Here is a 12515-nt window from a genome sequence, read left to right on the forward strand (position 1 = left end):
GATTTAGGGGGATTTTTGAGATTCCCGAATTTCAGTAAAAAACAATATTTGTGACCCAGTCGGGAAGTGAAAATCTCCTCGACACACGGAGAAAAAAATTGAAAGACTTGCTCGATATCATGCGCAAAAAGACGGATTCCGACGGTCATGCTCCAGTAGAGTTTGATCGTATCCGTATTGGTCTTGCGTCACCAGAAATGATTAAGTCGTGGTCTCATGGTGAAGTTAAAAAGCCAGAAACCATTAACTACCGTACGTTCAAACCAGAACGTGACGGTCTGTTCTGTGCCAAAATCTTTGGTCCAGTAAAAGATTACGAATGCTTGTGTGGTAAATACAAGCGTATGAAATACAAAGGCGTCATTTGTGAAAAATGTGGCGTTGAAGTAACAACTGCGAAAGTTCGTCGTGAACGTATGGGTCACATTGAGCTTGCGTCTCCAGTTGCACACATCTGGTTCCTGAAATCATTGCCTAGCCGTATCGGTCTTTTATTAGACATGACGCTACGTGATATCGAACGCGTATTGTATTTCGAATCTTACGTTGTAACTGACCCAGGTATGACTCCATTTGAGAAATACCAACTTCTGAACGATGAAGAATACTTCAATGCGTTAGAAGAACACGGTGATGAATTCACTGCGAAAATGGGTGCAGAAGCGGTTCAAGACTTGCTTAAAGATATCGATCTTGAAGCTGAAATTGCGCGTCTTCGTGAAGAAATCCCTAACACAACTTCAGAAACTAAGCTTAAAAAAGCCTCTAAACGTCTGAAATTGATGGAAGCATTCAACGATTCGAACAACAAGCCAGAATGGATGGTGATGAACGTACTTCCTGTACTTCCACCAGATCTTCGTCCGCTTGTACCACTTGAAGGTGGTCGTTTCGCGACTTCTGACCTGAACGACCTTTACCGTCGTGTGATCAACCGTAACAACCGTTTGAAACGTCTTCTTGACCTTGCGGCTCCAGATATCATCGTACGTAACGAAAAACGTATGTTGCAAGAATCTGTAGATGCATTGCTGGATAACGGTCGTCGTGGTCGTGCAATTACAGGTTCGAACAAACGTCCGCTTAAATCTTTGGCAGATATGATCAAAGGTAAACAAGGTCGTTTCCGTCAGAACTTGTTGGGTAAACGTGTCGATTACTCTGGTCGTTCGGTAATTACCGTAGGTCCAAGCCTGCGTTTACACCAATGTGGTCTTCCTAAGAAAATGGCGCTTGAACTGTTCAAGCCATTCATCTTTGCGAAGCTGCAAGCATCTGGTCAAGCAACAACCATTAAAGCTGCGAAGAAAATGGTTGAACGTGAAACTCCAGAAGTTTGGGATGTTCTTGCCTCTGTGATTCGTCAGCATCCAGTAATGTTGAACCGTGCGCCGACCCTTCACCGTCTAGGTCTTCAAGCATTTGAACCTATTCTGATTGAAGGTAAAGCGATCCGTCTTCACCCACTCGTATGTGCTGCGTTCAACGCCGACTTCGACGGTGACCAAATGGCGGTACACGTACCATTAACACTTGAAGCTCAGTTAGAAGCTCGTGCGTTAATGATGTCGACTAACAACATTCTGTCTCCAGCGAACGGTGAGCCAATCATCGTACCGTCTCAGGACGTTGTCTTGGGTCTTTACTACATCACTCGTGATGCAGTAAATGCCAAAGGTGAAGGCATGGTGTTCGCGGATACTGACGAAGTGAACCGTGCGCTTGCGACTGGTCAGGTAGATATGCACGCTCGCGTGAAAGCACGTGTACACCAAACCGTGATCAACGAAAACGGCGAACGTGAACAGCAAACGATTATCGTAGATACAACTCCTGGTCGCTGTCTGCTTTGGGAAGTTGTGCCTGAAGGTATGGACTTCCAGCAAATTAACGTTGAGATGACTAAAAAGAACATCTCTAAGTTAATCAACTCTTGCTACCGTAAACTGGGTCTGAAAGACACTGTTATCTTCGCTGACCAATTGATGTACCTTGGCTTCCGTCAAGCGACTCGTTCTGGTGTTTCTGTAGGTATGGAAGACATGGTCATTCCACCACAAAAACAAGCGATTATCGGGAAAGCCGAAGCTGAAGTTCGTGAAATTGAACAACAGTTCGAACAAGGTTTCGTAACTGCCGGCGAACGTTATAACAAAGTGGTCGATATCTGGGCGCGTACTAACGACCAGGTAGCGAAAGCGATGATGGACAACTTGTCATTCACAACTGTTAAGAACAAACAGGGTGAAGACGAGAAACAGAAATCATTCAACAGCATCTACATGATGTCTGACTCTGGTGCCCGTGGTTCCGCAGCTCAGATTCGTCAGTTGGCTGGTATGCGTGGTCTGATGGCGAAACCGGATGGTTCGATCATTGAGACACCAATTAAAGCGAACTTCCGTGAAGGTTTGACAGTACTTCAGTACTTCATTTCAACACACGGTGCGCGTAAAGGTTTGGCCGATACAGCACTGAAAACAGCGAACTCTGGTTACCTGACTCGTCGTCTGGTAGACGTTGCGCAAGACTTGGTCATCACTGAGCCGGATTGTGGTACGTTGTCTGGTCTTGTCATGACTCCGTTCATTCAAGGCGGTGACGTGATCGAGAACCTGGGTACTCGAGTACTAGGTCGTGTAGTTGCTGAAGATGTGAAACGTGCTGGTACTGAAGAAGTTATTCTGCCGCGTAACACATTGATCGACGAAAAACTTGCAAACTACCTGGAAGAGCAAGGTGTCGATGAAGTTAAAGTACGTTCAGTCGTATCTTGTGAATCTACTTTCGGTGTTTGTGCGAAATGTTACGGTCGTGACCTTGCACGCGGTCACTTGGTAAACCCAGGTGAATCTGTGGGTGTTATGGCTGCTCAGTCAATTGGTGAGCCGGGTACACAGTTAACCATGCGTACCTTCCACGTAGGTGGTGCTGCGAGCCGAACTTCTGCTGCAAACAGCGTACAAGTCCGTAATAAAGGTACTGTACGTTTCCATAACGTAAAAACTGTACAACATGCCAAAGGTCACTTGGTATCAACTTCACGTTCAGGTGAAATCGGTATTGCAGATGACTTAGGCCGTGAACGTGAACGTTACAAACTGCCATATGGTGCGTCTATCTTGCTGAAAGATGGTGAAGCTGTAGAAGCAGGCGGTATCGTAGCGACTTGGGATCCGCATACACATCCACTGGTTACAGAAGTAGCTGGTAAAGTTCGCTTCAGCCAGATTGCTGATGGTGTAACTGCAACATCGAAAACTGATGATGCAACTGGTATGACCACTGTTGAAATCTTGCCTGTAACAGCACGTCCTGCTTCTGGTAAAGATTTACGTCCAGCTGTTGTGCTTGACACAGTAGACGGCGGTGAACAGTTCTACTTCTTGCCACAAAACACCATTCTTTCTGTCCGTGATGGCGAAACCATTGGTGTGGGTGACGTAATTGGTCGTGTACCACAAGAATCTTCACGTACTCGTGATATTACCGGTGGTCTGCCACGTGTTGCTGACTTGTTCGAAGCACGTAAACCGAAAGAACACGCAATCCTTGCAGAAGTGTCAGGTGTTGTAAGCTTCGGTAAAGAAACCAAAGGTAAAAACCGTCTGGTCATTACTCCGGATGATGGTTCTGAGATCTACGAAGAGCTGATTCCGAAATGGCGTACCATTAACGTGTTCGAAGGCGAACATGTGAACCGTGGTGAAACTATTTCTGATGGTCCACAGAACCCGCATGACATCTTACGTTTGAAAGGTGAAGTGGCGTTGACCAACTACATCGTGAACGAAGTTCAGGACGTTTACCGTCTGCAAGGTGTAAAAATCAACGATAAACACATCGAAGTGATCGTACGTCAAATGCTGCGTAAAGTGGACATCACTGACGGTGGCGATACAAGCTTCATCAAAGGTGAACAAGTGGATTACATCCGTGTGATGCAAGAGAACCAAGCTGTTCTTGCGCAAAACAAGTTCCCTGCGAAGTTTGAACGTCAATTGATGGGTATTACCAAAGCGTCGCTTTCTACTGACTCGTTCATCTCTGCTGCATCGTTCCAGGAAACTACTCGTGTGTTAACTGAAGCGGCTGTAACAGGTAAAGAAGATGATCTACGCGGTCTAAAAGAAAACGTAGTTGTAGGTCGTCTGATCCCAGCGGGTACAGGTCTGGCTTACCACTTAGAGCGTCGTCGTCAAGAAGCAGAAGCTGCAGAATTTGAACTGCACAATGACTTCTCCGATGTAGACCAGGCGTTGAGCCAAGCATTCAGCGATGAATTTAACGGTCTGTAATTAGCCGCTAAATCATTTTAAAAAGCCACCTTCGGGTGGCTTTTTTATTTCCTAAAATTATTCATATTTATATCGCTAGAAAAGATCAGATTATCTGGTGGTTACTTGTCCTAAATATGGAGAAATCCTCAATAAAACATGATCTTTCATGCGCTCTTTACAAAATAAATCATGAGGGTTTCAAGATTTAACATCTTGTTATGAATCGCTCCTTAAAATCAGGTTAATCTTAAGTCAAAGCACGAAGGAAGGCCAAGATCATGAAAAAGTTAATGAGCGTAATGGCTGTTGCAACTATCTCCACTTTTATGTTGGCAGGCTGTGAAAATATGTCTGCTAAAGATCAGCGTATTGGCGCAGCTGCGCTCGGTGGTGCAGTGGGTGGTGGTGTAGGTAACAGAGTAGGTGGTGGTGTTGGTGCAGCAGTTGGCGGTGGTGCCGGTGCAGCAGTCGGTAGTAAAGCTCAAGGTGGTTCAAACCGTAATGCGACCTATAGTGGTGTCGGTGGTGCTGTAGGTTCTGCAGTGGGTAAAAGCATCTTTGGCGGTACAGGTGGGGCTGCAATTGGTGGTGCCATCGGTGGTGGTGCTGGTGCAGCGATCGAACAGAATAACCGTCGTCGTTAATCGACAGAACTATCCTCCAGATCGATTTAAAAGCGCCTCAATGGCGCTTTTAGTTTATTCAATTTCGTTATTTAGCTTCTCGAGGCTTGCCTTTGCTCTGTTTAAGGCGGATATAAACGGTCTTTTGTACCTCAGCGATACGCACACCGGAATCATCATAAATATTAAGCTGATACTGGCGATAAACCGGACTATGGTTAGCTGCCAGTTCTTTTACTGTTTGTACTTCCTGCTTGGAAATCCGGATGTCAGCATAGACTGTTCCGCGTCCTGGCGCCAGAAACTGAATGGTAGAGCTTTTATCCCAAACAATGTATTTCGGACCAAGATGATGCATCAGCAATAACATATAAAAAGGGTCGACCATGGAATACAGGCTGCCACCAAAATGTACTCCGACAATATTCTGATTCTTGCGAGTCAGTGGCATTTTCACGCGAACGTGATAATTGGCAAAGTCCATTTCATCAATGACAATGCCTGCTCCACGATAAGGGGCATAGCGATTCAGGATAAATTTGGATAATAAAGGCAGTTGCTGAATTTTTCGTAATAGGCTCATGCGGATATTCTTTTTTCTGGTCTTGTATGCATACTAGAACAACAAAAATAAGCTGGCATTGATAAATCGTGCCTATTTCAACAATAAAAGAGTCAATCAGCGAATAAGGATACATCTATGCAAAGACATAGCCAGTGGGTAGATACCAGCGATCATCAACGTCTCTATGTGAAAACCTGGGGTGAGCCTGAGCGACCGGCTTTGGTGCTGGTTCATGGTTATCCTGACCATCAGGATGTTTGGGAAGCGGTAATTTCTCACCTCGTTCAGGATTATTTTGTGGTGACCTATGATGTGCGCGGAGCAGGAGACTCCAGCGTTCCCAAGAAAATTCGGGATTATCGTCTGGAACGTCTGTGTGCAGATTTAGAGCAAGTGGTCGATCAGGTCTTGCCAGGACGAGCTTTCCACCTTGCGGCTCATGACTGGGGGTCAATCCAGGCTTGGGAAGCAGTCACCGAACCTAAATTTAAAGGCCGGATTTTGTCTTTTAGCACCATGTCAGGTCCATGTCTGGATCATGCTGCTTTCTGGATGCGTGAACAGTTTAAACAGTATAAGGCCAAGTTTTTTAAACAGATGACCAAGTCTTGGTATATCGCGGTATTCCAGCTACCTTTTATAGCACCTACAGCATGGAATTTCTTTAATGCAGAACGTTGGGGCAAAATGATCAGTCAGCTGGAACAGCAGGATAATCTGCCGCTAAACCAGAATATTGTCAAAGACGGCAAATATGGCGTCAATCTGTATCGGGCGAACTTTCTACCACGTTTATCTCGACCTAGACAGCGTTTTGCGATCTGTCCGGTACAGGCAATTGTGCTCAAAAAGGACCAGTTTGTTGGCCCGGATCTGATTGATGAAATGCCAAAATGGGTGGAAGATTTTTCCCGGGTAGAACTGAATGCCAATCACTGGGCTATCCTAAGCCAGCCGGAACAGGTGGCTCATCTGATTCATAATTTTATTCAGCAGAAATTAACAGCGACCATCTGATACGGAGATTGGGAACGTGACTCGGCAAGGGATAAGTGGAAGAATTTTTATCCGGATTTTCTGATAAAATAGCCGTTTTCTCTCATTCCCAATTCATTATGTTCGCAATTCTTGCTGCTATTGGAGTCATGTTTGGACTCTCATTGGCACGTGTACCTGTGGTTTTTGCCCTGGTCATTGGTGCTGTTACGGGTGGTTTGCTGGCAGGTCTTGGCCTCCAGGGAACTTTAGATGCATTTAACAATGGTCTGGGCGGCGGCGCTAAAATTGCCTTGGCTTATGGCATCCTGGGTGCCTTTGCTTTGGCCTTGGCACGTTCCGGTTTGCCTGACTTGCTGGCCTATAAAATGATTACCACCTTAAAAGGTGAGGCATCAGAAAAGGCACAGAACAAGGTTAAATATCTGATCTTCTGTACCGTCGCATTGGCTGCCGTTTTCTCGCAAAACGTGATTCCGGTGCACATCGCCTTTATTCCGGTTTTGATTCCACCGTTATTATTGGTATTTAACCATCTGAAGCTGGATCGCCGTTTGGTAGCCTGTCTGCTGACCTTTGGTCTGGTGGGAACATATATGCTGGTTCCAGTTGGTTTTGGTGCCATCTTCCTGAATGATATTCTGGGCCATAACATCAATACCTTTGGTAAACCCTACGGATTTGAGATTACTTATGACCAGATTCCCGCTGCGATGGCGATTCCGGTCTCAGGTATGTTCGTGGGTTTGCTGGTGGCCATGTTTATCAGCTACCGTAAGCCACGTCTTTATAAAGATATCCATGTGGAACAGCAGCAAAGTATCTCTGCTGAACTGGGTGTAGAACAAAAATCGGCAAAGCCACAAATCGCTAAATTTACCATCTGGATGGCAGCGGTTGCGGTATTTGCAACCCTTGCAGTACAGCTCTATTCAGATTCGATGATTCTTGCCGGTCTGGTCGGTGTCGCAATCTTGAGTTGTGCCGGAATCTTTAAATGGAAAGAAGCAGATGATGTGATCATCACCGGTATGCGTATGATGGCCCTGGTTGGCTTTATCATGATTGCCGCGCAAGGTTTTGCTGCCGTAATTGAAGCGACTAATCAGGTACCCGCCTTAGTCGAAGCTTCGGTAAACTGGATTGGTGATAGCCAGGCACTGGCTGCTTTCCTGATGTTATTGATTGGTCTGCTGATTACTTTGGGTATCGGTTCATCATTTTCGACTGTGCCAATTCTGGCGATTATCTATGTACCGCTCTGTATTCAATTTGGTTTTAGTCCTGCAGCAACTATTGCAATTATCGGGACTGCGGCTGCTTTGGGCGATGCCGGTTCTCCAGCATCAGATTCAACTCTAGGCCCAACATCCGGTCTGAATATGGATGGTCAGCATGACCATATGAAGGATAGTGTGGTTCCAACCTTCATTCATTTTAATATTCCGCTTATGATTTTTGGCTGGATTGCAGCTATGGTTCTGTAAGTCCTTTTTATAATCTGCTCTGATATAAATCGGAGCAGATTTGCCTAGATTTAAAATAAATTATAAGATGTATTTAAAATATATATTTAAATAAAAAATTAATATAAACCTGATTATTTTACTCTGAATATTATTATTTTAATCTGATTAAATTACTGGGTATTCAAAACCAACCAATATAGTCAATTTAAAATAAATATTTAATAATTACATATACTTAAATAATAAATAAAAATTAGTTTTATAATATCTATTGCATATTAATTTAAGCCATGTTTATTATTAATTAAGAAATATTTTCTTAATAATTATTCTTCCCTTGGGGGTATTTTAAAATGTTAAAGCAAGTAGCTCTAATTGCATTAATGGGTCTTTCAGCATCTGCGATGGCAGGGCAATGGCAAGTGAAAGTGGGGGCTTCTGTATTAGCGCCTACTCAGGAAACTGACCTGATTCCTGGTGTAGTTGAAGATGCTAAAGCAAGTAGCGAACTCAATTTTACTCCTTCAGTCGAATATTTCTTCAATGACAATATTTCAGCCGAATTATTATTGGCTACCCCATTTAAACATGATGTTGAGATGGCGGGTGATGTGAAAATTGCATCATTAAAACATCTACCACCAACAATCACAGCCAAATATAATTTTAAAAATTCAAGCCGCTTTACTCCATATATCGGTGTAGGTGCTACAGTATTCATTCCATGGGATGAAGAATTTAGCCAAACTGCAAAAGACGCATTAGGTGTAGCAAAGCTTGATGCAGATGTTGCTTATGGGGTAGCTGGCCAAGTCGGCTTTAACTTCCAGCCAGCGGATGCAAAAAACTGGGGTGTCTTTGTTGATGCACGTTATGCAGACTTAGATACAGATCTGGAAGCAAAGACTGCTGATGGGACAAAAATTAATTTAGGTGAATTTGGAATCGATCCTTGGGTTTATACGATCGGTTATAGCTATAAATTCTAAGCTCCAATTTTTTGGTTCACTTTTCCAAAAGCCTCATCCTGCATGGGGCTTTTTTTCAAAATAACAACGATTTATAACGTATTGAAATTGAGCAGATTGGCAATACTCAAATATATTAAAACGAATAAAGTAAATATTAATTGAATACGACTTAATAATAAGGAAGATCAAAGCATGAGTTTTTTGTCGAAGAGTTTTTTGATCTTCAGTACGCTGTTTATTTCACAGAGTTATGCTGCCAGTTTTAATTGTCAAAAAGCGACAACCGCGACTGAGAAAACAATTTGTGAACATCGTTTGCTGAATGATGCTGATGTCAAAATGAGTACCAGCTATAACATCTTGCGCCGTATGGTGCCGATGGGAACACGTTCGGTGATTCAACGCGATCAGGTGAAATGGCTGCAGTTCCGTGACCGCTGCCAGGAATCCGTATCCTGCTTGAGTCAGGTCTATAACATGCGTCAGCAGCAGCTGGATCTGCATTTTGATCGTATCTATAAAATGGGGCCTTATTAAGTCTTGTCCATCCCATCAATTAAACTGATAAAAATGAAAGCCATAAAAATATTTTTTGCGAAAAAATTATTTTGAGGCTATTGAAAATTATTGAACTCACTCCATTCATATAGGCAGCAGTTAACATCTGTATCTAAAATAATAGGAGTGATTCATGAGCGATTTAAGCGTACAAAAACACAGTTTCCAGGCTGAGGTAGCGCAGTTACTGCACCTCGTGACCCATTCGCTTTATTCAAATCCTGAAATTTTCCTGCGTGAATTGATCTCTAATGCTTCAGATGCGTGTGACAAATTACGTTTTGAAGGCATTAATCATCCTGAATATTATGAAAATGATCCTGACCTCCGCGTACGTGTCAGCCTCGATCCAGAAAATAAAACTATTACCATTTCAGATAACGGGATCGGTTTAAGCCAGCAAGAAGCCATTGAAAATCTGGGGACGATTGCTAAATCAGGGACCAAAGACTTTATGTTAAAACTGACGGGTGATCAGAAAGCTGATGCTCAGCTGATTGGCCAGTTTGGTGTCGGTTTCTACTCAGGCTTTATTGTGGCTGACAAGATTACTGTAGAATCACGTCGTGCCGGTACGGATACCTCAGAAGGGGTGCGCTGGATCAGTGGCGGTACTGGTGAATTCGAAGTTGAACAGATCACTAAAGAAGGTCGTGGTACCGATATTATCCTGCATCTGCGTGAAGATGCACTGGATTATCTGCAAAGCTATAAAGTCAAACAGATCATCAATAAATACTCAGATCACATCAGCCTGCCAATCCAGATGCAAAAAGAAGTCTGGCAGGAAGAAGAAGCTGCTGAAGGTGAAACACCAAAAGGCGGTCAATATGTGAAGACCGATGAGTGGGAAGCGATTAACTCGGCCAGCGCACTGTGGACTCGGAATAAATCTGAGATTACTGAAGAGCAATATACCGAATTCTATAAGAACCTGACCCATGATTTTGCTGCACCATTGGCTTGGGCACATAACCGTGTTGAAGGTAGTACAGAATATACCCAACTGCTTTATATCCCAAGCAAGGCGCCACAGGATATTTTCACCCGTGAAGCCAAAGCCGGCATCAAACTCTATGTGAAACGTGTGTTCATTATGGATGATGCGGATAACCTGATTCCAAACTATCTGCGCTTTGTACAGGGTGTGGTAGACAGTGCCGATCTGCCATTAAATGTGAGCCGTGAATTGCTGCAGGAAAGCCGTGATGTGAAAACCATCCGTGAAGGTAACACTCGCCGTATTCTGACCACTTTGGATAATCTGGCAAAATCTGAAGATGAAAAAGATCAGGAAAACTTCAAAACTTTCTACCGCGAATTTGGTGCGGTGCTGAAAGAAGGTCTGGGTGAAGATTTCGGTAATCGCGAACGCATCTTGAAACTGCTGCGCTATGCAACTTCGACCAATGATGAGGTGAGCACTTCATTGGCAGACTATAAAGCACGCATGAAAGAAGGCCAGAAAGCGATTTACTACATTACCGCTGAAAGCCTGAATGCTGCGAAAAACTCACCGCAACTGGAAGTGTTCAAGAAAAAAGGCATTGAAGTATTGCTGATGTCAGAGCGTGTCGATGAATGGGCAATGAACTTCGTGCATGAGTTTGATGGTACCCCATTGCAAAACGTATCTAAGGGTGCAGTTGACCTAGGTGATCTGCAAGATGCAGAAGAGAAAAAAGCACTGGAAGCTGCAGCTGAACAGTTCAAACCTGTGGTTGAAAAGCTGACAGATTCTTTGAAAGACAAAACCAAAGAAGTACGTGTAACGACTCGTCTGGTTGATTCACCAGCCTGTCTGGTCACAGGGGACGGGGAGCTTTCTCCACAACTGATCCGTATGCTGAAAGATGCAGGTCAGCCTGTACCGGATGTGAAGCCGATTCTGGAGATTAACCCGGAACATCCATTGGTGAAAAAACTGGAAGGTTCTGCCCAGTTTGATGATCTGGCCAATGTGATCTTTGATCAGGCAATGATTGCAGAAGGTGGTCTACCAGAAAATCCGGCTGAGTATGTAAAACGTATTAACAGTCTATTGTTGGGTTAATTTTTATATTTCAAAAATCCCTCTACGGAGGGATTTTTTATGTTCTGAATTTAGCGCTTAAAACTTGGATTCCCCTTTAATGATTTAAAAAAGCGATAGCCAGAATAAAAAAATACCTTTAAGTTTTAAATCTGAAAAATAGATAATATTTTATATATTAATTTATAATAGCGATTATTAAGTTTAGAGAATTCTCCCATGAAAAAATCACTGATGATGAGTCTGAGTACAGTCATTCTGATGTCAATGAGCGCAGCCACAATGGCCGATACTGAGTCCAAAAAAGTGACTCGTAGCGATCGTATTAGTTTTCAGGCACCCATGAAAAAAGAAGCGCCAAAAGTAAAACGAATGCAGCGTACCGACCGCGCGGTATGGAATATGCCACAGATGGAACAGCCTTCTTTGCAGCAAAAACGTATGATTCGTAGTGATCGAATTGCCTTTACAACGGTTGAGCACCGCCAATAAAAACTTATTGGATTCAGACATTAGATCTCTTGCGAAAGTCGTTATTGCAAGTTCATCCGGTTTACCAGTGCAGCGATTAAGTTAATGCGTAAACCGAATCTTTTCCGTCTATTTCGATAGCGTTCACTTAGTATTCTAAATCTTTTCAATTGACTGTTAATGTGTTCGATTACAACTCGTATTTTTCCAATCATTTTATTGTAATTTTTCTCAGCATCAAATAAGGGTAGATTCTTCTTTTTCTTTATTGGCATCAATAATTTAAAGCCATCTTGCTCTAACCCATAGTACCCTAAATCGGTCATAACATAGTCACAATGTTTGAATTTCTTAACTGTTTTTCTTGCCAATTTAATATCATGCTGACTGCCAGACGATATATCTACTCCTATGATTTGTTTACTCTTCGGATGATAGATCACTTGGGCTTTTAACGTATGTTTCTTCTTTTTACCACTGTAGAACTTACTCTGATTTTTTTTTCGGGCGTTCTATTAAACATTCTGTCGCATCAATAATTACCCAGTTA

The 12515-nt window shown here is 43.2% G+C and carries 9 protein-coding genes and 1 pseudogene; 8 read left to right on the top strand and 2 right to left on the bottom strand.

Going from position 1 to position 12515, the window contains the following annotated elements:
• Positions 1-98: 98 nt before the first annotated feature.
• On the top strand, positions 99-4298 hold the full coding sequence (gene rpoC / locus ACEWB7_RS06520; RefSeq protein ID WP_004781676.1) for a DNA-directed RNA polymerase subunit beta': 4200 nt from the start codon (positions 99-101) through the stop codon (positions 4296-4298).
• Positions 4299-4558: 260 nt separating this feature from the next.
• Positions 4559-4924, top strand: a complete 366-nt coding sequence (locus ACEWB7_RS06525) for a DNA transfer protein p32 (protein WP_034170980.1) — start codon at positions 4559-4561, stop codon at positions 4922-4924.
• A gap of 67 nt (positions 4925-4991) precedes the next feature.
• On the opposite strand, the gene ACEWB7_RS06530 is transcribed toward ACEWB7_RS06525, so the two are convergent.
• Complete coding sequence (locus ACEWB7_RS06530) at positions 4992-5486, bottom strand: DUF4442 domain-containing protein (protein WP_159123442.1); 495 nt, start codon at positions 5484-5486, stop codon at positions 4992-4994.
• 117 nt (positions 5487-5603) lie between these two features.
• Between ACEWB7_RS06530 and ACEWB7_RS06535 the strand changes: the two genes are divergently transcribed.
• The 6 genes from ACEWB7_RS06535 to ACEWB7_RS06560 all read left to right on the top strand — a co-directional run bounded on the left by ACEWB7_RS06535 (position 5604) and on the right by ACEWB7_RS06560 (position 11986).
• Positions 5604-6485 (top strand): alpha/beta fold hydrolase, encoded by an 882-nt coding sequence (locus ACEWB7_RS06535; RefSeq protein WP_208462456.1) that lies wholly within the window; start codon positions 5604-5606, stop codon positions 6483-6485.
• A 98-nt stretch (positions 6486-6583) separates the two neighbouring features.
• A complete protein-coding gene (locus tag ACEWB7_RS06540) occupies positions 6584-7951 on the top strand; it encodes a Na+/H+ antiporter family protein (protein WP_005232521.1) in 1368 nt (455 codons plus the stop codon).
• 335 nt (positions 7952-8286) lie between these two features.
• Positions 8287-8922 carry an OmpW/AlkL family protein gene (locus ACEWB7_RS06545; protein ID WP_034706934.1) on the top strand — a complete coding sequence of 212 codons (636 nt, stop codon included), beginning with the start codon at positions 8287-8289 and terminating at the stop codon, positions 8920-8922.
• A 174-nt stretch (positions 8923-9096) separates the two neighbouring features.
• Positions 9097-9441 (top strand): lysozyme inhibitor LprI family protein, encoded by a 345-nt coding sequence (locus tag ACEWB7_RS06550; protein WP_312316412.1) that lies wholly within the window; start codon positions 9097-9099, stop codon positions 9439-9441.
• Positions 9442-9595: 154 nt separating this feature from the next.
• On the top strand, positions 9596-11515 hold the full coding sequence (htpG, locus tag ACEWB7_RS06555) for a molecular chaperone HtpG (protein WP_411580529.1): 1920 nt from the start codon (positions 9596-9598) through the stop codon (positions 11513-11515).
• A gap of 198 nt (positions 11516-11713) precedes the next feature.
• A complete protein-coding gene (locus ACEWB7_RS06560; RefSeq protein ID WP_159123438.1) occupies positions 11714-11986 on the top strand; it encodes a hypothetical protein in 273 nt (90 codons plus the stop codon).
• A gap of 41 nt (positions 11987-12027) precedes the next feature.
• Here the strand turns inward: ACEWB7_RS06560 and ACEWB7_RS06565 are convergent.
• A pseudogene (locus ACEWB7_RS06565) lies at positions 12028-12515 on the bottom strand (transposase family protein); the annotation flags it as partial.

Origin of the sequence: Acinetobacter sp. NIOH-H-8 (genome assembly GCF_046635365.1) — a bacterium.
In the GTDB taxonomy this organism is placed as follows: domain Bacteria; phylum Pseudomonadota; class Gammaproteobacteria; order Pseudomonadales; family Moraxellaceae; genus Acinetobacter.

Coding starts and splice junctions, on each gene's coding strand:
- ACEWB7_RS06535 (WP_208462456.1), top strand. CDS start 5,604: ATGCAAAGACATAGCCAGTGGGTAGATACCAGCGATCATCAACGTCTC.
- htpG (WP_411580529.1), top strand. CDS start 9,596: ATGAGCGATTTAAGCGTACAAAAACACAGTTTCCAGGCTGAGGTAGCG.
- ACEWB7_RS06550 (WP_312316412.1), top strand. CDS start 9,097: ATGAGTTTTTTGTCGAAGAGTTTTTTGATCTTCAGTACGCTGTTTATT.
- ACEWB7_RS06540 (WP_005232521.1), top strand. CDS start 6,584: ATGTTCGCAATTCTTGCTGCTATTGGAGTCATGTTTGGACTCTCATTG.
- ACEWB7_RS06525 (WP_034170980.1), top strand. CDS start 4,559: ATGAAAAAGTTAATGAGCGTAATGGCTGTTGCAACTATCTCCACTTTT.
- ACEWB7_RS06545 (WP_034706934.1), top strand. CDS start 8,287: ATGTTAAAGCAAGTAGCTCTAATTGCATTAATGGGTCTTTCAGCATCT.
- ACEWB7_RS06560 (WP_159123438.1), top strand. CDS start 11,714: ATGAAAAAATCACTGATGATGAGTCTGAGTACAGTCATTCTGATGTCA.
- ACEWB7_RS06530 (WP_159123442.1), bottom strand. CDS start 5,486: ATGAGCCTATTACGAAAAATTCAGCAACTGCCTTTATTATCCAAATTT.